The sequence below is a fragment of the Ruegeria sp. BB7 genome (assembly GCF_056539365.1).
On record NZ_JBQFUV010000002.1, the window covers coordinates 76416 to 97568 of the forward strand.

22 protein-coding genes and 1 pseudogene are annotated in these 21153 nt (G+C 54.6%); 8 read left to right on the forward strand and 15 right to left on the reverse strand.

Translation table 11 applies throughout. From position 1 onward, the window contains the following. The first annotated feature begins 238 nt into the window (after positions 1-238). Positions 239-2077: a hypothetical protein gene (locus ACR0D7_RS05440; RefSeq protein ID WP_480678077.1), complete on the forward strand. Its 1839-nt coding sequence runs from the start codon at positions 239-241 to the stop codon at positions 2075-2077. A 52-nt stretch (positions 2078-2129) separates the two neighbouring features. Here the strand turns inward: ACR0D7_RS05440 and ACR0D7_RS05445 are convergent, their stop codons facing one another. The 4 genes from ACR0D7_RS05445 to ACR0D7_RS05460 all read right to left on the reverse strand — a co-directional run bounded on the left by ACR0D7_RS05445 (position 2130) and on the right by ACR0D7_RS05460 (position 5411). Then, entirely contained in the window at positions 2130-2390 is a 261-nt protein-coding gene (locus ACR0D7_RS05445; protein ID WP_480678078.1) for a pyocin activator PrtN family protein, read from the reverse strand. Positions 2391-2397: 7 nt separating this feature from the next. Then, positions 2398-2658, reverse strand: coding sequence for a pyocin activator PrtN family protein (locus ACR0D7_RS05450; RefSeq protein WP_480678079.1), 261 nt, complete (start codon positions 2656-2658; stop codon positions 2398-2400). 172 nt (positions 2659-2830) lie between these two features. Beyond that, positions 2831-3265: a hypothetical protein gene (locus ACR0D7_RS05455; RefSeq protein ID WP_480678080.1), complete on the reverse strand. Its 435-nt coding sequence runs from the start codon at positions 3263-3265 to the stop codon at positions 2831-2833. Further along, positions 3258-5411, reverse strand: coding sequence for a hypothetical protein (locus ACR0D7_RS05460; protein WP_480678081.1), 2154 nt, complete (start codon positions 5409-5411; stop codon positions 3258-3260). Before ACR0D7_RS05460 ends, ACR0D7_RS05455 begins: the two co-directional genes overlap by 8 nt. Positions 5412-5749: 338 nt before the next feature. Between ACR0D7_RS05460 and ACR0D7_RS05465 the strand changes: the two genes are divergently transcribed. Further along, the gene (locus tag ACR0D7_RS05465) at positions 5750-6373 is read left to right on the forward strand and encodes a DNA-binding protein (RefSeq protein ID WP_480678082.1); all 624 of its coding nucleotides are present in this window, start codon (positions 5750-5752) and stop codon (positions 6371-6373) included. 346 nt (positions 6374-6719) lie between these two features. Here ACR0D7_RS05465 and ACR0D7_RS05470 read toward each other — a convergent pair. Then, a pseudogene (locus tag ACR0D7_RS05470) lies at positions 6720-7502 on the reverse strand (MobA/MobL family protein); the annotation flags it as partial. 110 nt (positions 7503-7612) lie between these two features. Here ACR0D7_RS05470 and ACR0D7_RS05475 point away from each other — a divergent pair. Beyond that, positions 7613-7879, forward strand: a complete 267-nt coding sequence (locus ACR0D7_RS05475; protein WP_480678083.1) for a hypothetical protein — start codon at positions 7613-7615, stop codon at positions 7877-7879. 16 nt (positions 7880-7895) lie between these two features. Here ACR0D7_RS05475 and ACR0D7_RS05480 read toward each other — a convergent pair whose 3' ends face one another. The 5 genes from ACR0D7_RS05480 to ACR0D7_RS05500 form a co-directional block, all read right to left on the reverse strand. Next, positions 7896-8660 carry a hypothetical protein gene (locus ACR0D7_RS05480; RefSeq protein WP_480678084.1) on the reverse strand — a complete coding sequence of 255 codons (765 nt, stop codon included), beginning with the start codon at positions 8658-8660 and terminating at the stop codon, positions 7896-7898. Beyond that, the gene (locus tag ACR0D7_RS05485) at positions 8660-9481 is read right to left on the reverse strand and encodes a hypothetical protein (protein ID WP_480678085.1); all 822 of its coding nucleotides are present in this window, start codon (positions 9479-9481) and stop codon (positions 8660-8662) included. The genes ACR0D7_RS05480 and ACR0D7_RS05485 overlap by 1 nt, the downstream gene beginning before the upstream one ends. A gap of 9 nt (positions 9482-9490) precedes the next feature. Next, positions 9491-11458 (reverse strand): hypothetical protein, encoded by a 1968-nt coding sequence (locus tag ACR0D7_RS05490; RefSeq protein ID WP_480678086.1) that lies wholly within the window; start codon positions 11456-11458, stop codon positions 9491-9493. 14 nt (positions 11459-11472) lie between these two features. Then, positions 11473-11697, reverse strand: coding sequence for a hypothetical protein (locus tag ACR0D7_RS05495; protein WP_480678087.1), 225 nt, complete (start codon positions 11695-11697; stop codon positions 11473-11475). A gap of 124 nt (positions 11698-11821) precedes the next feature. After that, entirely contained in the window at positions 11822-13336 is a 1515-nt protein-coding gene (locus ACR0D7_RS05500; RefSeq protein WP_480678088.1) for a DNA cytosine methyltransferase, read from the reverse strand. 85 nt (positions 13337-13421) lie between these two features. Between ACR0D7_RS05500 and ACR0D7_RS05505 the strand changes: the two genes are divergently transcribed. After that, positions 13422-13865: a very short patch repair endonuclease gene (locus ACR0D7_RS05505; RefSeq protein ID WP_480678089.1), complete on the forward strand. Its 444-nt coding sequence runs from the start codon at positions 13422-13424 to the stop codon at positions 13863-13865. Positions 13866-13956: 91 nt separating this feature from the next. On the opposite strand, the gene ACR0D7_RS05510 is transcribed toward ACR0D7_RS05505, so the two are convergent. Next, positions 13957-14433 carry a site-specific integrase gene (locus tag ACR0D7_RS05510; protein ID WP_480678090.1) on the reverse strand — a complete coding sequence of 159 codons (477 nt, stop codon included), beginning with the start codon at positions 14431-14433 and terminating at the stop codon, positions 13957-13959. After that, positions 14319-15107 carry a hypothetical protein gene (locus ACR0D7_RS05515; protein ID WP_480678091.1) on the reverse strand — a complete coding sequence of 263 codons (789 nt, stop codon included), beginning with the start codon at positions 15105-15107 and terminating at the stop codon, positions 14319-14321. The genes ACR0D7_RS05510 and ACR0D7_RS05515 overlap by 115 nt, the downstream gene beginning before the upstream one ends. Positions 15108-15381: 274 nt before the next feature. Here ACR0D7_RS05515 and dusA point away from each other — a divergent pair, with 274 nt between their 5' ends. The 4 genes from dusA to ACR0D7_RS05535 are packed head-to-tail and all read left to right on the forward strand — an operon-like array spanning position 15382 to position 18813. Continuing rightward, positions 15382-16407: a tRNA dihydrouridine(20/20a) synthase DusA gene (dusA, locus tag ACR0D7_RS05520; protein ID WP_480678092.1), complete on the forward strand. Its 1026-nt coding sequence runs from the start codon at positions 15382-15384 to the stop codon at positions 16405-16407. 39 nt (positions 16408-16446) lie between these two features. Continuing rightward, complete coding sequence (locus tag ACR0D7_RS05525) at positions 16447-17271, forward strand: sulfite exporter TauE/SafE family protein (protein WP_480678093.1); 825 nt, start codon at positions 16447-16449, stop codon at positions 17269-17271. After that, positions 17268-18050 carry a hypothetical protein gene (locus ACR0D7_RS05530; RefSeq protein ID WP_480678094.1) on the forward strand — a complete coding sequence of 261 codons (783 nt, stop codon included), beginning with the start codon at positions 17268-17270 and terminating at the stop codon, positions 18048-18050. Before ACR0D7_RS05525 ends, ACR0D7_RS05530 begins: the two co-directional genes overlap by 4 nt. 34 nt (positions 18051-18084) lie before the next feature. After that, on the forward strand, positions 18085-18813 hold the full coding sequence (locus ACR0D7_RS05535) for a SpoIIAA family protein (RefSeq protein ID WP_480678095.1): 729 nt from the start codon (positions 18085-18087) through the stop codon (positions 18811-18813). Between the two features lie 272 nt (positions 18814-19085). Here ACR0D7_RS05535 and ACR0D7_RS05540 read toward each other — a convergent pair whose 3' ends face one another. From ACR0D7_RS05540 to ccmI, 3 genes are read right to left on the reverse strand one after another with little or no spacing between them, the layout of a single operon-like run. Then, positions 19086-19313, reverse strand: coding sequence for a DUF1289 domain-containing protein (locus tag ACR0D7_RS05540; RefSeq protein ID WP_170382636.1), 228 nt, complete (start codon positions 19311-19313; stop codon positions 19086-19088). 16 nt (positions 19314-19329) lie between these two features. Beyond that, on the reverse strand, positions 19330-19794 hold the full coding sequence (ruvX, locus tag ACR0D7_RS05545; RefSeq protein ID WP_480678096.1) for a Holliday junction resolvase RuvX: 465 nt from the start codon (positions 19792-19794) through the stop codon (positions 19330-19332). After that, positions 19791-21011: a c-type cytochrome biogenesis protein CcmI gene (ccmI, locus tag ACR0D7_RS05550; protein ID WP_480678097.1), complete on the reverse strand. Its 1221-nt coding sequence runs from the start codon at positions 21009-21011 to the stop codon at positions 19791-19793. Before ccmI ends, ruvX begins: the two co-directional genes overlap by 4 nt. Positions 21012-21153: the final 142 nt, after the last annotated feature.

Here is a 21153-nt window from a genome sequence, read left to right on the forward strand (position 1 = left end):
CGTCAGACCTCTGATGGATCGGGGTGACGCAATCTGAAACCCCTTATTTTTTGGGGGCTCTCCGGTGTCGTCATTTTCTGTAGCACTGATTGTAGCACCAGGGCCTTGCTCTTCTGAAAGAGTTCCACCAAATGATGGTATGATCTCAGGTTTGATTGAGGTGCTTTAAGGTGTTTCGAAAGCGTCATCTGACCTCCGTTGATCAAAGGTTAGAAGCATTTCAAAACAGGCACTTTTGATGACTCATCTCGAAGAATACCTGAATCATTACTCAACGCTCAATGCTCCGGGCTACGCAGTTCTCGTAACGGGGGCTTGGGGGACGGGCAAGACGTTTCAAGTCAAAGAGTGCATCCCTGAAGCAAGTCGCGTTTACGTAAGCTTATATGGCGTTCAGTCAGTCGAGAAAATCCATGCTGAGGTGTTTGCTGCTGCTCACCCGGGGAAGGCCAAAACAAGGAGGTTTTTTGAGAAGTTCCGCGACAAAGACGTTGGTGCCGGAGGATTTACCGTTCCCTTGGGGTTCGTTCCCGATATAGCCAATGCGCTTCTTAGAAACGAGTTGAAGCCAGAAAAGATATTGATCTTCGATGATCTGGAGAGAAGCGGAATTGATCTCAAGGAGGTGCTGGGAGTGATAAACTCCTATGTCGAGCACAAGGGCTTTCGTGTTGTCGTCATAGCCCACGACGACGAGCAGCTTCTCGGTAAAGACTTTCGAACAGTAAAAGAAAAGACGATTGGTCAAACCGTTCTCGTGGAGCCTCAAATTGAACACGCTTTCGAACACTTTCTGAGTGATATCAAGGTAAAAAAAGCCAAGGAATTCGTGGCAGCGCACAGGACTCAAATCGAGGATGTCTTCCTGCAATCCGGTGTGAAGTCACTTCGGGTATTGAAGCACGTAGTAGAAGACTTGGTCAGGCTGAACAGCATTCTGAATGAGCAGCACCAGAAAAATTCTGAGGCCATGATTGAGCTGGTGCAGACCTTTACGGCGTTGGGGGTTGAAGTCCGTTCGGGGCAGCTTGTGGAGAAGGATATCCGCAACTGGCGGGACGTTCGAATGGGTTACATGAGGCATGTTCGCCGCAAAGCTAAGGATCAGCCTGAGAAGCCACCATTCGTGGTAGCTGATGAAAAATACCCGAGTATCGAACTTGATGCTGGAATGCTGAATGATGAAGTCTTGGTAGCGACGCTTATTGAGGGCAGATTTCCTATTGAGGAGATACAGGCGTCGATCGACAACTCGCCTCACTTCTTGGTTCCTGAGGAAGTGCAGCCGTGGAAGGTGGTCATCCATTTCGATGAGCTGGATGGTGAGACCATTGAAGATGCGCGAGAGAGGATGGAGCATCAATTCGAAACCCGCGAGGTGACGGATTCTGGTGAAATGTTGCACATTTTCTGTTTGCGCATGTTGATGGCAGAGAACGGAATAATTGACCGAAGCGTCGATGACGTCGTTCTGGAGAGCCAGTCATACATAGATGAGTTGTTAAACTCTGGCCGGCTGCCGCCAGGCGGGGAGGAATGGCGATGGTTTGATGAATTTGACCGAGCCCATGACGGATTTGCCTACTGGGTAAGCGAGGCGAACGCAGACCGCTTTGATGCGATCTGGCGTCATCTGATCGGCTCACGTGAAGAAGCTTTTCGGCAAACCTTCCCCAAGCTTCAAGAAGACCTTTTGCGCATGGTTCGAGAGGACCCAAAAGCGTTTCTCGAGGCTGTTTCCCCGCCAAGTAATGGTTACAATCCATATGCGACGACCCCACTGTTGCATGAAATTCCTGTCACCGAGTTTGTTGGTGCTTGGCTTTGTGGAAATCCAAAAAACTGGCGCACAGTTGACCATGCCCTCGAGAACAGATTCAGGCATGGTCAATTGGAACGCGAATTGAAGGATGAACGGGACTGGGCGATGGAACTTCTGAAAGAACTTGATGAGCGTTCCGACAAAGAAGAGGGCTTTCCTGCATTGCGGATTAAAAGACTTAAGCCTCGTGTTCTCGTCGAAGTGCAGAAGGCTGCGAAAGGCGTTGAGGCCGAGGAGGCTCCAGAAAGCGCATAAAGTGCCGTGGCCGTCAGCGCGCTGGTTTCGGTGTCGATTGCGAGGGCATACCTTATTCATTCAAATATTCTTCCATCCTGACCTTCGCAGCAGCACGTCGTTGCTGAATGTAACGTGCCAACCGAGGCAGTGGCACTTTACTTGTGCATATTTGTGTCTTTTGATCGGTCAAAAATTCGAATTTGATCATGCCTTTCTTGATCTTGCGCTCAAGAGCCTCTGGTTCGAGTCGAAAGTACTCTCTTGCCATCTGAGCAAAGGGGATCTCCTCTTGCCCATCATGGCGGGCCAACAGCAGCATAAGTGTCGTCATGCGTGTCTCAATACTCCATCAGTTTCATTTCTTTTTCGGCGGCAGCACGTCGTGCATCAACGTAATCCGCCAGATCGACCAAATGGACACCCTTGGCACACTTCTGGCTTTCTTCCTCCATGAGCACGAGGGGAAGCCGAATTTCCCCGGTGCGGATTTTTTGATGAAATTTGCCTACGGAAAGTTTGAACCAATCCCGCGCCACAGTTTCAGTGTCGATGATGGCTTTGGCATTATACATTGCCATCATCATGATCGCTGTTTTCATTCGACTTCTTCTCGATTGGCGGGCTTGTGCAGCGGCCGCCTTGGTTGCGAAAACTACCGCCTAAAGCGACAGTTTTGAGGAAATGGTTCGAACCATTTTAGAAGGAAGAATTTTTTGTGGAGTTTGATTCAAACGGTTCGGAGAGCGAGAAACGCTCCCCGAAAGTTGCACGCTAAGTCTGCGTTTCAGCGATCACTTGGCGTGTTATACGGTCGGCTCGACGCAGGTTCTGGATGAGTTGAAGACGCCTTCGAAGCGTCACCAGAGGTTCAACTGTCCGGTTCAATTCGGCTGCCCGATTTGTCAGCCGCTTGTTGATCCAGGCACCGTCGGGGCAATGTTCGTCTGCGATCACCTCGCTCACCCATCCGCTTTCTATCTCAGCCAGAACAGGCTGGAGCAGAGATTCGAGATCGTTGAGATCACGATCACCGAACATTTCGCCCGCATGAAGACGCGAGCCAAAACGATAAGCTAAGCGCGCGCCACTGGGCTCCAGACTGTCGATCAGCATGTCGAGCGCTTTCGACGCCGAGGGCACCATGTTGAGCGCTTCGAGGATCGCTGCTTCGATCGGCAATAGCTGCTGTGCGATACTCTCATACATAGCGCACCTCCCGTATGTCCGGCCGTCCCGCACGATGAGTTTCCACCGTGACGGCGCGTGGCTTACGCCCTGTGCCTCTACGTCCGAATCTGCGGGAGCGCTGGATATCTCGTTCTGCATGAAGTCGTGCTCGAACGCGATGAAGTCGATCCAGCGCTGCGTCGGCGAGTTCACCCAGTACAGGCGTCCCTTCGGAGTTTCTATCGAAGCCGCTATTGTTGACGGAGACGGAAACACGTCGAGCCGCATTGAAGCGCGTTGGCGCCCGCAATGATGCCTGTTCACGCTCCTCTTGTGAACGCACATCAACGCAATAGGCCTGCTTGCGCGGACACGGGTTCGTCGTGCCATAGGCAAGAACCGCAAAGCGCTCACCGGCCATTTCCTCGACATCAATAACCAGCGACGACCGAACCTTGGGATCTTCCTCTCCCGTCGTTTCATGAGGGAAGCGAAACGCGACGACATCGCCAACTTTCAAACGGGAATTCCAGTTCTCGGAGGGCAGCGCGATTTCAGTTTGAAGTGTCATGAGACATCCTTCATCGAAGTTGAAAAGAGCCGCGTCTTCCACCGTGTCTGGGCTGGTTCCCGCTTTCGGCTGCGCGACATCCGGACTGCGCAGTCGAAGGTGGGAAGCCTGCCTTTTCCGCTGTTTCGGTTCTCGTCCGTGCGCTGTCGTCTGGTCTGTTGCAGCTTTCCGATTTGTCACCAGCGTGCTCGAAGTGTTTCCAGCGGGTCGATCCACGGGTGTTTCCGACCGCTGTGCCTCTGTTGCAGCGCCACAGAGATCTCTGTGGCCAGAATGGTTCCCCTGTAGTGGGCATGGACCTGTCCGATCCGGAACAACGGGCAGTTCAGGAAGCGTTCCCGCCTTCTTGCGAGCGTAATACTGAGACCTGCCCAGGCCGTAGTTCGTCCAAGGCTTGTTTCTCGACGCGCTGTTTTCCAGCAGGTACTGTTCTCGCGAGGCGCTCCCCTGCAAGGCACGTCGCGCTCGTTCCCGTTCAGCTTTTCTGCGGTGACGTTCTTCCGCTGGCATCACTTGGAGCATACTCAACCGACGCGCCATATCGGCTGACACGCCGAGACGCCCCGCAACAGTCGAGCCCCGGTAACAGTATCTCTCGCTCTCGCGTGCATTGTCGGATGCTGGCAGCTTTGACTTCGCAAGAGCCTGCTTGATGATTGCGTTCGTTTCGTTCTGGCATAGCCCGGGCGTTGCCGTGTCTGACGCTCGTTGAATGTGACCTTCGATGCCTTTGGTGTCTGACTGATGGGTCAGGCAGGTGGCATAGAAATGCAGCCAGGTGTTTCGGTACCCCACCGGGATCACCCCACCATGGTACTCCCTGTAAGTTTCGAGATCTTTCAAGATCTGTTCAAATCGCTCAGCTTGGGTCAATCCCCGCGGCATTGTTGAGCTGCCCGGCTCCCGATCCTGACGCTGCTTGCGGCGCTCCGTAAGCTCGGAACGGGTGGGCCGCCCGATAGCGGCAAAAATCTGATCGGCAAGGAAATCGAAATCCTGGCGTTGGCAATTCCCACCAGACACCCGAACGACCCGGCCCGATTTCTCGTTTCGAGTGCCGGGAATGCGAAAGACGCGAGCTGGGTCGTTGCAAGAACGATCCGAACCAAAGGGAGCAAACAGATCCATCAATGCTCGGATTGCCGCTTGCCAGCGGGATAGTGCAGCAGGTGGCATCGAATGGATCAACCAGATTGCGGCCAGTCCTCGTCCCGTCCGCAAATAGAATGATGGCTCAGAGACACCGCGCATCAGAAGATGGCCCGCGACGGCTGCCTGAAAGTCTTCTTCACCCTCAGCGCGCCAGCCGGGATCCTTGTGATAGTCCAGATCGACATAGAGCGAATTCAAGCTGACCAATCCTGAATTGCAGCGTGTGCCCTTAAACCGGTTCAGCGAGATAAACGATGTCCGATCCAGCAGCGCATGAAGACACGCTACAATCCCATCCGGAGAGCGTGTAAATTGTTGGCTTGGCTTCTCGGAATTCTTGATCAGAACGGCAGGATTCCCAATCACTCCTTGCGGATGGAGGAGTTGAACATATTCCTCTGGCGAAACGGTGTGGATGTCATCTGAAGGCGGGGCAAAGTCGCGTGGATCGGTGTGCTTCATCCGCGGAACTTGGCTTCGCAGTTCTCAGCTCGGAAAATAACCGCAGAAATTCAACCGCGTCTGAGTTTCTGCCTACGGGGTAGGCTCGTTTCTGTGCGAGCCAATGCCGTCAATCGGCGAACTGTACCGGGGCACGCACAAACCCAATACCTGGTGATAGGTGCCACCGGAAGACAAACAAACTTACCAACTTACCAACTTACCAACTTACCAACTTACCAACTTACCAACTTACTTAACCACCAACGAACATTCTCAAAAAAACTTTCCAAACTCGTTTCACGATTTTTCCTGACGGTTCCATGTGGTTCGCAGAACAAAAACACGCGGGGTATCCAATGCGCAAACCACTCTACACCAACGACGAAATCATCGAGGCCGGCGAGGCGCTCGAAAACAAGAACGGGCGGAATGTTTCGTACTGGGAAGTTCACAAGGCTCTTGGGGGGAAAGGTAAACCTTCTCGCTTCCAGCAGATCTGGGACACCCACTGCGCCGGCAGGGCTTCAATGCCACCGGAAACCGAAATCGCACTGCCGGGTGACATTTCGGACGCGGTGAAGTTGGCGCTGGCTGGTTTCGGCAGGCAATTGGAAAGCATTTTGCAGAAGATGGTCGGTCAACAAGCCGACCGCCTGACGCGACAGTTCAAGTTGACGGAACAAAATACGGCTTCCTTGGAGACCAGGCACAAAGAAACCGAGGAACAACTGTTAGCTGAGATTGCCTATCTTTCGGAGCAACTGGACTTGCGCGAAGCCGAGCTCAGCGAACTCGCTGCCGAGGCTTCTTCCGGCGTACACGCTGAATCCCAGAAGGGTTTATCTTCGGAGCTTCAGGCCTTGGCTGCCATGCCTCAAGATCCAGTTCCACAGCGAACTCATCCGCCGCTTCGCAAGGTGGGTCGCCCCGATCCTCAAGCACCCACATTAACGCGCGTTGAAGAGCAGACCCCGTCTTGAGGCTTTCCAGTTGGGAGGCGGCATACAAGGCCGATTTCGCTTCGTCCTCGGTCCTTGCCTCCTGCAGCCGTCGCTTTTCAGCGACGGCTGTTTTCTTGCGGGCAGCCTCTCTCTCCCGCGCGATGTGCTCCGCTTCGAGGTCATCTTTCTGACGCTCCAGGGCACGCAGCTGCAACCAAGAGTGCCAGAGTGTTGAATTGTGTTCTTGGACAGCCTGGCGCCGTACTCCGGCAACCGTGTCGTCGCTTCCGCTTTCCTGCAGCCTGCGTCTCGATCGGGCGGATCGGCGAGGACCGACATGATCCTGTCTTGCCAGGCCTTCCGGTGCATCGCCTGTCTTGGCCATCTCGGCATACGAACGAAGATCAACGCGTGCTGGAGAGCCAACCTTGCGCAGGGCCGCGTTGGTCCGTTTCTCCCATTCTCCGCGAATGCGCTTGATCTCTCCGGGGCCTGAAGTTCTGTCGTCAAGAACACGCGTTTTCTCACCAAAATCGCCCGTAATCCTATCAACCTTCCGCGTCGTCATCAGGATGTGGGCGTGGAAATTCAGATTGGTCTTTGATGGATCGAAGAGCCTCTGTTCGTAGTCTTTCCTCGTGAGGTCGAGTTTCCCCGCACTGTGCAGCTTTTCCTGTACAGGACACAGGAAACGCGGCGCGTGAATGTCGGCTTGAGCGCCAACGCCATACTCATCGCGAAGCCAGAGGCAGAAACCCCGGACAAGCCGGACCTGCTCGGGAAGCGGTAGCTCGCGTGGCAGGGACGGACGCAGTTCCCGGATGACTCTTGCATTCTTTCGGCGTTCCGAACGCTCGGCTGCGTTCCAGAGCTCCTCGGGGCTTCCGCTCCAGTTGATCAATTCATGCGACAGGAGGCCACCCTTTCTGCCCGGCGAAAACCGTCGTCCAACCCGCGCATCTCGGAAGGTGGTGCGCGCGGTGTAAGCGGCGGATTTGACGGCGGAGCGACCGTCGGCACGAGAATGCAGGATGACTTCGAGTCTGCTGGCGGGGTGTATCATGTAAAGGACATCGGGCCCCAACCCGATCTCCGCACAAATAAGCCCGCGGCAGGCGCGCAGGCAAACCCGAAGTTTGCGTAACTGCGCGCATTGCCCAGCGGGCATGCGGACGGCCGCTCACAGGGCAGCCTGGCGAAGCCACATTTTCACGCGCGGGGAGCAAAACCGGGATCCAGGCCGCATTTCCTGTTCGACCACTGAAAAGGGAGAACGAAATGGCGGATCTGGATCAACAAATCGAGCAGGCGCGCGAGAGACTTAGAGATCTGCAGGCAAAAGCCCAGAAACAGAAGCGCAAAGACGAGACCAGGCGAAACATCATCTATGGCGCAGCGCTATTGGCACATCTGAAGCAACTGGAACCATCTAAAAGGGCGGCGACGCTTGCTTGGCTACACAAAAGGATCATTCGCCCCTCTGACCGGCGTTTTTTGGGGCTACCAGATGCCTTAAAAAGTGTCGATCCTGAGCGGAAAACTTGAACCCTGTTTACAACCGCTACTTTCTCCAGGCATCGAATTCAGCAGGCAAGAGGCTGTAGACTTGTTCCTTGGTCATTGAATGCATGTCGAAATTCATTTGCAGTTGTTTCGCCACTTTGGTTGCCAATCGTCTGGCGCTGCCAGGGGTTTCTTTGCCAAGCGCCTTCTTCTTCATAACCCCATTCTCTGCGTCCAGATACATTTCAACCGAAACCTCCAGCAAAGCCGGTGTCGTTAAGAAATCCTTGTCAGATGTATAGAGTTGTTCGATGGCATCGGAGTGCTCATACATGGGCCGGGACAGGAAAAGGCGCGCAGCAGTCTCTCCCAACTGCCTGTGAAGCCAAAACGAAATGAATGCCAAATGCCGGTAATAACGGAACTTGCTGTAAGCGAGGGGAATATACCGATAGGCGCTCCACAGATCATGTGATTTCCCCCGGGAAGAAGGTTTCAGCAATTGGGGAAGGTACACAGCTGAAATCCATGCCCAAAGCCCAACATTCGAATACTGGATCTGGGACAATTCGTTGGGCAGCATTTCATGGAGATATTCACCGAAATCATACCTCGAGGCGAATGTCATAGTATCGTCAATTTGCCCCGCTCCGGAGACCTCATGAAGCAAGGCGGGTTCTCCAGCGAGTTTTGAGACGGCGGCAAAAAAATCTTCAGAAACCCTTGCAGGTTGAGAAGGTTTAACCTTCCCACGTTCAGCATCAATCAGCTCTTGAAATGCAGCAACGCCCTCTGAATTGAATTCGCAAAGTGCTCTCTTCATTACAGGATCTCCTCCAGAAGGGTTTTGCCATCCCGCCATTTCTGCTTGGTGAACATGTCGACGATTTCTTCGACGAAATCGAGTTTTCCCATGGGTTCGGCATCAATCAGATGAGCTGCTTCTTCACCCTCCAGCGGTATTCCAAGACGTTGCTGGATGAAGGTCACCCATTTTGCCAAGAGGGAATCCTCGTCAATGTCTTTGACGTTTTCATATCTCAGCAAAATTCCGGTTGCGACGTTTCTCACAATTTCGGGAAACACATGTGCCGCGAACATCGGATCTTCGACGAATTTGTGGAAGTAATCCGCGTTTACAAAAACCTCAAAGTCGCCTTGGCCACCCCAATTTACTTGCCAAATGCGAGCCCCGATACTCTTTGAGGGTATGGGATGGAAGATGCCCTTGTTCTGCTCTCCGGATCCTTCGTCTCCGCTGCCAGTATGAAGTCTGACACGCCCGCCCGTAGCTGCGAGAATCTTCCCTGAGGAAACTTCCGATCGAGAAATCACTTTCAGCCGAAATTCAAGATTTGCGCCATCCGGAATATCGAACAGTTCGAGCTCCTCCTCGGAGCGGTACTCAGGAAGTACATGTCTCCGGATGTCTCCGAGCACGAAAGTGTCAAGGACGAAGTCTTTCGGTTCCTCAACTTGGAGCTTGCACTCCTTTTCAATGGCAGCCCGGTCGAACTTCACATGTATCCGAACAGTTTCACCTTGGCGGTCCAGAAGTTGCAAGGAGAACAGCTCCTGTTTCTGTTTGATCCGGGCTCGACCAGTGAAATTCTGTGTGTCGTTGAATTCAAGCTGAATTGTCATCGATATACCTTATAACAACTTAATTCTTGGGTGGATCAGCAGGTCCCGGTTTCCATCGAAGCCTTTTGCCGAAACACGGAACTCGGGCTGGAGCAACTCGACAGTGAAGGTGTTCTCCGACGCCGAAACTACTTTTGCCGCTCCTTTGGGTGAAATATCGATCGGAATGCTCTTTCCGAATTGGAAGTCAATTTTGCTGTAGTCCCGCCATGATCTGCTTTTCCCAAGAGCCGAAACATATGCCGCCTTCACGGAAACCTCGACCGGGAAGGAAACTTCCTCTTCTTCGAAAAGTTCGGCGATGTTCCCCACAGGGAGTAGGTCGAAGCCCGGGTTCTCCGTATCCCTTTCGATCCGAATGGCAGGCGATCTCTTCACCAGTGGAATGTCATCCGGTTCCTCCGACTTTTTCCGCTTCTGGCCACGTTTCTTCTTGGCGCCAATCCCCATTGGTTCCGTGACAGAGAAGATATCATCGGCGAAATTCTCGTAGGTGCTTGCGTCCTCATCTTCCCGGGAGAGAATGCGATACATGTGAGCCGGGAGATCCATCACGAACCGCAGCGCCCAATCGGATGTGAAGCTCTTCTGTTCATTGAAACGATTGAGGAACCACCTCGTGTGCGCCGGTTCTTCGGCTTCCTTGAGGTAGTCCGACATGTCTCGATCTTCAGCGATAAGGAAACAGGTGACGTTCTTTGCAGGGATGTTCGAGGGTTGCCTTGATATGATGATCTGGTTCCGGATGAATTGCGCGTTGTCAGTCAGCTTGTAGTCATCTTTCTTGAAGTATACCTCGACCAAACCGACCTGCTGCTCTCCATCAACTGTCTGGAATTTCAAGCTGAAACTAAAACCAACCAGTTGACCGCTCTCGAATGCTGAAAACATTCTTTCGAGGTTGTCTTCCGAAAAACAATCCTTGGAAACAGCGCCCCGGATGCCTCCATGAGCTGTGTGACTCATGATCGGCTCATGCCCAGCGAACCAGTTTGGGTCGCCTCCGGATTTGAGTTCAAGGATCTCTCGCACAATTTCGACGCGGTGTTCAGTATCTGAGACCGCTTTCTTGAGTCGCTCTCCTTGGTCTGCGATTTGCGCGATCACGTCAGAGAGGTTTTCTGCGCAAACCGTCGTCGTCTCGCCGGAAAGACGATCGACGACTTCAACAACAAGATCTCCCTTCAGGATGGGCCAGTAGTAATCACGTACTGTCGCAAGAAGAAGCCCACCGCTGTCGACAGAACTGGGAATGCCGGGGATGAAAACCGACAGGCCGCTCTCATCGCGTTTCAGGGAAAACTCGGAAAGGAACTTTTCAACGTCAGCGGTTTCTTCGATAGGCATAAACTTTTCATTGCCGTCTTCATTTACGGATTGGCCAAATCTGCCGTAACCGAGATAGCTGCTCCCATTCACACGGTGATATGGAAGGTTCGCAAAGCCGAGAAGATATCTCTTCTGGTCATCGCTGCGCTTAGTCACTGCCAAAAACAGCGACATCCCTGAAATACGTGTCAGAGTGGTTTTGCCAACGCCATGACTGCCGCTGGATCCTTTGCCCTTGCCGCTGATCCCATCGTTCCACCAAAATCCCACGAAGTTGGATCCCGAATGAGCGTTGCTTTTGTCAGTTTCACCGATGAGGCCTTTTGTGCCCTCATCTTCGATAATCAGACAACGAAGCTCGTTTCCGGCAAAACTCGCGGCGAATTTTCCGAGATCGTCACTCGACAGGTGGTTGTCGACCGTCTCTTCAGCCTGACCAGTCCGGAGGAACGGCTCGAGGGTTTTCCATGGGAACGAGGCCAATGAAAGACGCACTCTGACCGGTTGTTTCGGGTCGAGAGCTGCGTCCAGCGAGTTCTGGACGGCTTCACGAACCAGAGCCGTCGAGGCGTCCTGATCGTTGAAAAATTCATTCAGTTTCGAACTTGAATTGCTGTGCTCAGGGCCGGCCTTTGGGAAGCTCCACATCACATCTTCCTAATCTACAGTTTGAAATCTTGGTCCGAGGGGCGAGCCTGTGCGAAACGCCCCTTCAGCGCTTTCATCTCATCGTCGAGCGCCTTCATGATCTTCCGAACATCCCCATCGTCGAACGAATAGTTATTCCTATTCGATAGGTTTCCGATGAGGCGGAGATCCTTGATGGCCTTGTTCACGCGCTTCTCTGCCAACTCCTCAAACTTCTGTCGCTTGTCTCGTTCAACCATCGGCCGTCATCTCCAATTCGCGTGGCGCCCGACTCATGTAGTTACTCCATATGAAGAATGTCAAGTATATTTTAAAAATGTAGTATTCATTTGCGTTTTGAGGGGTTCCCTTTTTGCTGAGGGTTTACCTTTTCGCCGCTTGTTTCAACATACTTGAAACCGCGCTTGCGATCTGAAATGCCAGATACGGAGGCACCGCATTGCCCACCTGGTGGTACTGTGCCGTTCTGCCCCCATGGAAAAAATAGTTGTCAGGAAATGTCTGAAGCCTCGCTGCCTCTCGGACTGTTAAGGATCGACATTGGGTAGGGTCAGGGTGAATGAAGTAATGCCCATCCTTCGAAATATGACTCGTCACTGTGGTCGAAGGACGACTGCCCACTTGGGTCCGGAAGCGGTCAGCGAAGTGCCCTGATTTCCGGTTCTTGTGATCAGGTTGCAGAAATTCAGGGAATTCTGACAACTTCGGAGCTCTCTGGTGCTCCTCCGCGAAAATGGAGGAGAATAGGTATCGCCCGAGATCACCGGAGATGTGCCCTCTGGTTTGATGATGAAGGACGGTATCCAATTTGTCATCCAGCAACCAATCTTTGAGATCCTTCGGAAGTTCATGACTATCGGAGTAGCATCGCGACTCTCGCTTCGACGGAAGCTTATTGCTCGTGGCAATCTGTCGAGCACGTTTCCGGAGCTCTTCAGGCACATCCTCCGCTTCCGAAATTTCCTTTGCCTGATCTCGAACTGATCCGGTCCAAGCTTCCAGTTGGTCACCACGGCTCAGTCCACTCCGTACTCGTGGAATCCCGGAGAGCGCCTCTTTGACGGTCGCCCGCAGATCTCTTCGTAAAAGGAGAGGCCCCTCTCCGAAGTCCAACTTTTCAGCGACATCATTCCGCACGCCGACCACGATCACCCTGTGCCGGGCTTGCGGCACACCGTGATCTTCTGCGCGGAGAATGAAGTCTCGCGCTGGTGGATGTTCCAACCCGAAATGTGTACGAGCAGCCAACGGAATCAGGGTGTACCCTTGTCCGGCCCCGGCAAGATCATCCAGCACTCGGTGGAAGATTCCGCCACCATCCACCTTGCTCGACAGCATACCCTTGACGTTCTCCATCACGAAGGCAGCCGGTTCGAGGCGCTCCAAGATGCTCACGTATTCCTTGTAGAGATAATGCCGATGATCGTTCTCGAGGACATAGTCTTCCTTGCCCTTGTTTCGCGATCTGCCAGCCAGTGAATAGGCTTGGCAGGGTGGACCGCCGATCAGGATGGTATTTCCCCGGAAGTCTGCGCGAACCTTGTCGAGAACCCCTGCAATCTCGTCGAAAACACCGGGCTCACCCAAAACCAGTTGCCGGACTTCCTGCTCTGCGTGTTTCCATTTTTCCGGATAGAGTTCCGACCAGTTGGGAAACTCCACACCCTCATTCAGTGCCGCATAATACTCCGCAGGAAACTCTTCGCCAAAGCGGCGCAGGAAGGAGCGCAGACGCAGAGTCTGCACGGCGTTGGCCTCCATTTCCACAGACAAGTGGATTTTCATGCTGACGTCTCCGTCTCGGCCAGCCTGAGTAAACCCCTCTCCAAGCCCTCCAGGGCCCGCAAACAGGTCGATTATTGCGAATTCACTGCTCATCTATGCCCCTTCACTGTATAATTCTTTTAACTTCAAGAGAGTGAAGTGCGCCAGGGCAAACCTGCCGCCACGAGAATGGGATCACATGGCAGACATAGTCACACCCGAAGTGCGCTCCAGGATGATGTCGCGCATTCGTGGCCGAAATACCAGGCCGGAGGTAGCTCTGCGGAAGGCCCTTCACCGCAGAGGGTTTCGATTTCGGTTGAATGCCAAAAAGCTGTCCGGTTCACCGGACATAGTGCTGCCGAGGTGGAAAACCGTTCTGTTTGTCCATGGTTGCTACTGGCACCGCCACCATGGTTGCCGAAAAACTACCACTCCTTCCAGCAACGTCGAATTCTGGGCGGAGAAGTTTCGCCAGAATGTGGAAAGAGACGCTCGCAACATTCGCGACCTTCAGGAGGCCGGATGGCGAGTGGGAGTCGTCTGGGAGTGTGCAATCGGGCGAGAGCCGCCGCCCGATCTCGTTGAACAGCTTGTCGAGTTCATCACGAGTAAGAATCCACGCCAGATGGTTTTCGAGTGATCACGGTTTCGCCGCCAAAAGCCATTTATGGGGTGGTATAGTGAAAACTACCTACTTCAGGGCAATTCTTCAAAATTCCCTTGTGTTTCCTTCATGTTCCAAGGGGAGCCGTTGCCGCATCCCACCACATCCATCCTTCGTACTTGTCTCCGCGTCGCTTGATCTGCGTGTAGCGCTTGAGGCATTGCCAGGATTGATGACCCGAGATCTGTGCCACTTGGGGGATGGTCAGCCCCATTTCGAACAAGCGGGAAATTCCCTCGTGGCGTAGATCGTGAAAATGCAGGTCTTCGATTCCGAGAAGCTTACAGGCGTCGGTGAACCGCCGGCTGACGACATCGCTGTTGTATGGGAAAATCCTGTCGTCAGTGCGAGGCATGGACTCAATGATCGCCCGTGCTTCTTCCTGAATTGAGAGCGTCATGTCATTACCCTTAGTCTGCTTAGGATGTTTCATGTTGCGGATAGTGATCTCTTCATTCTCCAGGTCATAGTCTGCCCAGGTTTGCGACAGAATGGCCCCTTGGCGATGGGTTTCGAAGATTGCTGCCGCCACGATTTTGTGCATGGGGACCATACGGGGTTTTCCCGATAGCCGTTGACGAAATGGTTCATCAACAAGTCGAGTTCATTGAGAGTAGGCCGGCGGGTTCGTTGCGCTGATTTCGTTACGATTCTCTGATGTTGAAGGGTGCGCATGGCGTCTTCGAATTCGGCGCGTGGCATGGTGACGCCACAGATTGGCCCACCAAAACGGATGAGCGTGCCCAAAGTCACCATGTATCCGTTGACGGTTTGCGGTTTGCGGGGTTTGAAGGTGTAATGCGCTGGTGTGTCCTTTTGCGGATCAACGGGGCGTGCTTGAAGCCCGGACAGAAGTTCCATTGCGATTTTCACGAAATCCCGTGCTAAAAGATCTTCGATGACAGATGCGCCAAAATCCAATCGCTGAAAATAGCTCAGCATCTGGGACTTGGACTTGCCGAAACCTTCAGGGGAGGCATCGATGTAGTCGCTGATGCAATCGGCAACGCTTTTGCGTGCCTTTGCATTCACGGCGCGCTCCAAGCCACCTGGCTTTTTCAATGCGTCTTCACGACGCTTCAACAAGCTTTTTGCAGCCTGTTCAGTGGCAAATGTCTCCACCAAGTTGAGGATGACCTTTCCGTTTTTCTTCTTGCGGATCTGGACGGTGAAGCTCGGTTTGCCATTGGCCTTGAGGCGTTCTGTGATAGTTCCCATGGGAATTCCTTTCAGTCGCGGTTTTTCATGGCCGGGACATCTGATCGTTTGAATTTTTCGGAAGCGGGCTTGGCTGGGTTTGAAACCCAAACAGGGGGTGAACGAGCCGAATGGGGCAGAATTGATGCGGTAGAATAGCTGTCCGGCAGGGCTCGAACTGGAGTGCTGGAACTCGATCGGAAAAAAGTGCTACACGGCAGCTCTGGTGCTACATTCTGTAGCACTGAACCCAAAAACAGGGTCAAATCGGGCCAAAACGAGGAAAACGGTGAAGATGGTGGGTTCGAAAAACCAAGAAAAGTCAAGGTTTTCTGAAGTGAGGCACGCTGCACGCCTATCCATCGCACCCATGATGGACTGGACGGATCGACATTGCCGGTATGTTCACCGGCTGCTGAGTGGTCAGACCCTTTTATATACCGAGATGGTAACGGCACCTGCGTTGGTGCGTGGTGGTGCGATGCATCTACTGGACTTCAGTCCCGAAGAGCACCCTGTTGCACTGCAGTTGGGCGGGTCTGATCCGCAGGAACTTGCGCAGGCGGCGCGGTTTGGTGCGGACGCGGGGTACGATGAGATCAATCTGAACTGCGGCTGCCCTTCGGATCGGGTGCAATCGGGTACCTTTGGGGCGGTGTTGATGATAGAACCGGGCCGCGTTGCCGAATGTGTGTCCGCAATGCGTGAAGCAGTTGACGTCGAAGTTACCGTGAAATGCCGTATCGGTGTAGACGATCAAGACCCCGAAGAGGTGCTGCCTGCGTTTCTGGAACACATCTGTGGGGCGGGGTGCGTGCGTGTAACGATCCACGCGCGCAAAGCATGGCTTAAGGGCCTCAGTCCAAAAGAAAACCGGGATATACCGCCTTTGGACTATGATTTGGTTCATCGGATGAAGGGCGCGTTTCCTGATCTGCATATTTCGATCAATGGTGGGATTACGTCACTGGAGCAGGCGCGCACCCACCTGGATGCAGGGCTTGACGGTGTGATGATCGGGCGCGCGGCCTATCACCAACCGACAGATATTCTGGCCGAGGCTGACCCGCTGATATTTGGAACCGGGAAGGCTGCCGACCCGATTGAAGTTGTTCACAAGATGGTGCCCTATGTCGAGGCTCACCTTGCCGCGGGTGGGCGCTTGCACCAGATTACTCGACATATGCTGGGCTTGTTCGCCGGTCGCCATGGCGCGCGAGCGTGGCGACGGGTTTTGTCCGAAGGTGCAGTGCATGAGGGCGCGGGTCCCGAAGTAATGCTGCAGGCGCTGGAGGGTGTGGCGCCTTTGGCTGAGGTCTGAATGAACTAAAGTACGGCCGAGCGCCGGTATGGGGGAAAGATGCCCGAGACGATGTTGCTGGCCCAGATGCTGGGCCTTTTGCTTGTGATCGGGGCGCTGGCCGGTGTACTGGCTGGATTGCTGGGGGTTGGTGGTGGCATCGTTCTGGTCCCCGCCTTTTTCTATGCTTTCCAAACGCTTGGCTATGGTGGTCCGCAGCTTATGCAGCTGTGTCTGGCGACTTCACTGGCGACTATCATTGTGACCTCGATCCGGTCTGTTCTGGCACATAACAAGAAAGGTGCTGTTGATTGGGATATCCTGCGCGGTTGGGGTCCCGGCATCGCCATTGGCGCGATTTTGGGCGTGATGGTCGCCTCAGCGTTGCGGACCGAAGCATTGCAGGCATTGTTTGGCATATTGGGTATGGCCATCGGGGCCTATCTGGGGCTCGGCAAGTCTGAATGGAGATTGGGCGATGCCATGCCCAGAGGGGTCCGTCGCGCGGTTCTTTCTCCTTCAGTGGGGTTTCTGTCGGTGCTGATGGGCATCGGGGGCGGCAGTTTCGGCGTTCCGTTGATGAGCCTGTTCAACACGCCTATCCATCGGGCGGTTGCGACCGCTGCTGGTTTCGGTGTGATCATCGCGGTTCCTTCGGTGCTGGGTTTTCTGTTTCTGGGTATTGCACCAGAACACCGCCCTCCGCTAACCATTGGCGCGGTTAATCTGGTGGCCTTTGCTATCGTTGTTGCAATGACGATGATCACCGCACCCTGGGGGGTGAAGCTGGCCCATGCCATGGACCCCAAACCGCTGAAGCGCGTGTTTGCAGTTTTCCTTACATTGGTAGCCCTGAACATGCTGCGCAAGGCGCTGGGTTTGTGAGCGGTTTTCTGGAGAAAGGGTGGATCAAGTTCCCCCATGATCCAGTGCTGGCGGAATGGGTAGGGCACGCTTTTCCTGCGGCCCGCGCATCAGTCACCGATCCGGCTCATGCCCAATGGTTGGATTGCGAGGGGACGTGGTTCATTGGCGTGGATGCCTTGGAAAACGACCCAAAGGGTAGGGTGGGGGGCTCGGGTCCACTGTCCGGACAGGCCATGGATTTCATCTCTGCCCAGTACAGAGAGCTGCTTCTGCACAAAGGGCAAGTCTCGGTCATCTATCCCGGTTACCCGCGCCCTCGACGAGGGGAAAGCGAAAGTGCGGCGCGGTATCGGTTTAAAAGAGATGGCGCCCATGTGGACGGGTTAAGGCCGATGGGGCCGGATCGCCGACGGCGGGTAGATGAGCCGCACGCGTGGATACTTGGAATTCCCTTGACTGATGCCAGTGCGAACGCCGCACCGATGGTGCTGTGGGAAGGTAGCCACAAAATCCTGCGTGCTGCGTTTGAGCGGGCTTTGAACGGCTACCCAAGGGACCGTCTGCACAAGGTGGACATCACTGACATCTATCAAGCCGCGCGTCGCGAGGTTTTTGACACCTGTCCGCGCATCGAACTGCCGGGCAAGCCGGGAGAGGCCTATCTGCTTCATCGCCACTGCCTGCATGGTGTCGCACCATGGGGCGACGGCGCTTCCGCCGGACCGGATGGCCGAATGATTGTCTATTTCCGCCCTGAATTTTCCGGGGGAGTAGCCGAATGGATCGAATCTGACTAACCTCTTGCCATTATTTAGGTTTGGAGGAATTTTTATGATTACGGTCCACACCAATTCCGAAGGCGCATTAATCGAGGTCGAGTTGTCCGGGGAAGTGACCTCTGACGACTACAGCGAAGTATTGGTTCCGGCGATCGAAGCAGCGTTGGCAGATCATGACACCGTGCGTCTGCTGATTGTCGTGCAGCCCGAGTTTAAGGGTTATGATTTGGGCGCGGCTTGGGCGGATACGAAGCTGGGCCTCAGCCATTGGCGTGGGTTTGATCGTATCGCGGTGGCTGCGGATCAGGGCTGGGTGCAGACCAGTGCCCGGTTGGCTGCTCCGATTCTTCCTTGCCCCGTTCAGGTCTTTGAACTTTCCGAACTGGAAGCCGCGCGCCGTTGGATGCGCGAGTCACTGGGCGCCATCCACGTCATTGATCTGGGTGGTTCCTGTGTTCAGATCAGTTTGTTGGGAAAATTGGACCCCGAGGAATATGGGCGTGCCGAGCTGGATCTGGACAATCTGTTGGTTGGAAAGGATGGCTTCCGTCTGCTCGTTGACCTCAGAGAATTTGACGGATGGCAGGGGCTGACGGCCCTGGCGTCCCATTTTCAGCTGGTTCGAAATCACGTCGGGTTGCTGGATCGTGCGGCGATCGTAGGGGATAAAGCCTGGCAACATATGGCACAGCGTGTGGCCAGTCATATTCTGGGTGCAAGAACTCAATTCTTTGCATCTGAGGAAATTGAAAACGCCAAATCCTGGCTTTCAGCTGGTTAGGCCGCCGAGATTGCTTGCTTTCAATAACAGCGCCTTACCTTTACGTGAGGTTACGTTGCGTAATGCCTTCGCACTCCTTGATCCGTTGACCAAAAAAGGGATACCCAACACATACCCTTCAGATTGACCACTTCTTGAGGGTACAAGCTGAAGCACGCCGCTGTGGGTTACCACTCACTCACAACAGGTTTTTGAACTTACCCCTCGAAGTTCTGACCGACCTGCAGCGGCGACGGCTCAGTATGCGGCACCTTCACAGAAATGCTTTGTACCTATTTCATGCGTGCAGCGCGACCGCCCCGCCGTTTTGACAGCTGTGGCGCCCGCGAGGGGAGGCTTTCCATGATTTCGGCACGCTCATTGCTGTCCATTTTGGACCAGCGCGAAATCTCATCAATTGTACGGTAGCAGCCGGTGCAGATGCGTTCGGTCGGATGAACGACACAGATCTGGACACAAGGGCTTTCGACCTCATTCCTTTTCCAAACCATGTTTGTCATCGACGTACTCCGTCCATTATAAAAAGCGCAGCCTATCCAGCGCTCCTTGCAGAATATAGCCAGCAGCCACGTGATCGATAACCTGTCCGCGACGTTTTCGTGTCGTATCCGCCTCAAGCAGTGCCTTTTCGGCAGCAACCGTGCTCAGCCGTTCATCCCAGAAACCGATGGAAACGTCGGTCAGCCGTGACAGGTTTCGGGCAAATGCGCGGGTGGATTGGCAACGTGGACCTTCGGTGCCGTCCATGTTTTTCGGCAGACCCAGAATGACGCCGCCGATCTCGCGGTCGGCGATGATTTCCAGCAGGCGGGCGGAATCCAGCGTGAATTTCTTGCGCCGTACGGTTTCCAGAGGACTGGCCACGCCGCGCATCCGGTCCGAGACCGAGACGCCTATGGTCTTTTCGCCCAAATCCAACCCCATCAGGGCAGTCATTGGCGGCAGGGCCGCCGCAAACTCTTCGAACGCGTCGTGGATCATTGTGCGATCCCGGCCTGCAATGCGGCGGCATCAATGATTTCAAGCGCTTCGCTATTTCCGGCAAAAACGCTCATCGCCTCGTTTTTGATGTCGATGGCACGCTGCCCTTCGCCCAAGACGCCCAAAGCGGCAATCAACCGGGCCCAGTCCTCGGGCGACCCGCCCTCGGTGGCCAGCCGATCCGAGAGTTGGTCGACCATGCCTTTGATCATCTCTTGCCGTTCTTCCGGTGTTAGCGCGGCGGCGGCGTCGATGTCATCCTGACTGGGGCCGGATGCAGGCGGGATATTGGGCGCATTGAATACTCCGGCGCGGAAGGCCAACTCGTCCAGCTGAGCGCGAATGGCGTCGCCCCACGGCGCACCTGCCGGAGCGTCACGCAGCGCATCCACCCAGATCCGGTAGCCAATATCAGGGCGCCCGACCTGAACCATCATCTGCCCAAGATAGTACTGCGCCGGGCCATGACGCGGATCACGATGCAGAGCTTGCCGCAAAGCCTCTTCGGCTTCGGGTGACACGTAGCCCCCCACGGACAGGATCATCATCTCGGCCAGATGCGAATAGGCATCTGCGGGGGCGGCTTCGCCGGACAATTCGATCACACGCTGTTGGGCTTTGTAAGCGGCTGGGAAGTTACCCGCATTTGCTTCGTGCTGGGCCAGCAGGATGTGACCTTGCAGATCATCCGGGCGAGCTTCAACAGTTTCGCGCAACTGATTCAGGAGGTTGGCATAATTCTCATCCAGTTGCGGCAACTGCGCTGGCGGAGCCTCGGCCTCGGCCTCCGCCTGAGTGGGGCGCTCTGCACGCAGGGCTTCGGCGTTCTCAAGACGCAGTGTCAGGGGTTGATCCGGCAGACCGGCAGCCCCCATCTGACGGTACATCCCCACAGCACCGCCCACCACGATCAGGGCAATGGCGGCAAAGGCAGCCACAGTAGCCCAATGAGGTGGTCCGGCCCGTTCGGTTCCGGCCTGTATCTGTGCGTCGGCTGCCAGAATACGACGCGAGATTTCCGTGCGCACGCGGTCCGCGTCGGCCTCGCCGATGACGCCTCGGGCAAGGTCCCGGTCCACGCTTGCAAGCTGTTCGCGATAGACCCGCAGATCATAGGCTGCGGCAGGTTCGCGCGTTTTGCGACCTCGCAGCAGGGAAAAGCCCAGTATCACTGCAATCAGCAGCGCGCTTAGAAGTGTCACGACCAGGAACGACATGGTTTCTCCGATATAGCTGCCCTGACTTAGACCTGTCGGCGGGCCGACAAAAGGGACAAATGGCCGCGAGGGGTTCACATCCCGCAATAATGGACCCCATGTCGCAATAGTTCGATATTGTGGCGTTGTCCGGCAGGGGTAA

What these genes read in the sequence shown, in the direction of transcription:
- ACR0D7_RS05510 (WP_480678090.1), bottom strand. Translation starts at nt 14,433, where the DNA reads ATGCACAAAATCGTGGCGGCAGCAATCTTCGAAACCCATCGCCAAGGG.
- ACR0D7_RS05500 (WP_480678088.1), bottom strand. Translation starts at nt 13,336, where the DNA reads ATGAGCAGTGAATTCGCAATAATCGACCTGTTTGCGGGCCCTGGAGGG.
- ACR0D7_RS05450 (WP_480678079.1), bottom strand. Translation starts at nt 2,658, where the DNA reads ATGAAAACAGCGATCATGATGATGGCAATGTATAATGCCAAAGCCATC.
- dusA (WP_480678092.1), top strand. Translation starts at nt 15,382, where the DNA reads ATGGTGGGTTCGAAAAACCAAGAAAAGTCAAGGTTTTCTGAAGTGAGG.
- ACR0D7_RS05525 (WP_480678093.1), top strand. Translation starts at nt 16,447, where the DNA reads ATGCCCGAGACGATGTTGCTGGCCCAGATGCTGGGCCTTTTGCTTGTG.
- ACR0D7_RS05535 (WP_480678095.1), top strand. Translation starts at nt 18,085, where the DNA reads ATGATTACGGTCCACACCAATTCCGAAGGCGCATTAATCGAGGTCGAG.
- ACR0D7_RS05495 (WP_480678087.1), bottom strand. Translation starts at nt 11,697, where the DNA reads ATGGTTGAACGAGACAAGCGACAGAAGTTTGAGGAGTTGGCAGAGAAG.
- ACR0D7_RS05445 (WP_480678078.1), bottom strand. Translation starts at nt 2,390, where the DNA reads ATGACGACACTTATGCTGCTGTTGGCCCGCCATGATGGGCAAGAGGAG.
- ACR0D7_RS05460 (WP_480678081.1), bottom strand. Translation starts at nt 5,411, where the DNA reads ATGAAGCACACCGATCCACGCGACTTTGCCCCGCCTTCAGATGACATC.
- ACR0D7_RS05480 (WP_480678084.1), bottom strand. Translation starts at nt 8,660, where the DNA reads ATGAAGAGAGCACTTTGCGAATTCAATTCAGAGGGCGTTGCTGCATTT.
- ACR0D7_RS05515 (WP_480678091.1), bottom strand. Translation starts at nt 15,107, where the DNA reads ATGGGAACTATCACAGAACGCCTCAAGGCCAATGGCAAACCGAGCTTC.
- ACR0D7_RS05485 (WP_480678085.1), bottom strand. Translation starts at nt 9,481, where the DNA reads ATGACAATTCAGCTTGAATTCAACGACACACAGAATTTCACTGGTCGA.
- ACR0D7_RS05455 (WP_480678080.1), bottom strand. Translation starts at nt 3,265, where the DNA reads ATGTATGAGAGTATCGCACAGCAGCTATTGCCGATCGAAGCAGCGATC.
- ccmI (WP_480678097.1), bottom strand. Translation starts at nt 21,011, where the DNA reads ATGTCGTTCCTGGTCGTGACACTTCTAAGCGCGCTGCTGATTGCAGTG.
- ACR0D7_RS05490 (WP_480678086.1), bottom strand. Translation starts at nt 11,458, where the DNA reads ATGTGGAGCTTCCCAAAGGCCGGCCCTGAGCACAGCAATTCAAGTTCG.
- ACR0D7_RS05540 (WP_170382636.1), bottom strand. Translation starts at nt 19,313, where the DNA reads ATGACAAACATGGTTTGGAAAAGGAATGAGGTCGAAAGCCCTTGTGTC.
- ACR0D7_RS05465 (WP_480678082.1), top strand. Translation starts at nt 5,750, where the DNA reads ATGCGCAAACCACTCTACACCAACGACGAAATCATCGAGGCCGGCGAG.
- ACR0D7_RS05475 (WP_480678083.1), top strand. Translation starts at nt 7,613, where the DNA reads ATGGCGGATCTGGATCAACAAATCGAGCAGGCGCGCGAGAGACTTAGA.
- ACR0D7_RS05505 (WP_480678089.1), top strand. Translation starts at nt 13,422, where the DNA reads ATGGCAGACATAGTCACACCCGAAGTGCGCTCCAGGATGATGTCGCGC.
- ACR0D7_RS05440 (WP_480678077.1), top strand. Translation starts at nt 239, where the DNA reads ATGACTCATCTCGAAGAATACCTGAATCATTACTCAACGCTCAATGCT.
- ruvX (WP_480678096.1), bottom strand. Translation starts at nt 19,794, where the DNA reads ATGATCCACGACGCGTTCGAAGAGTTTGCGGCGGCCCTGCCGCCAATG.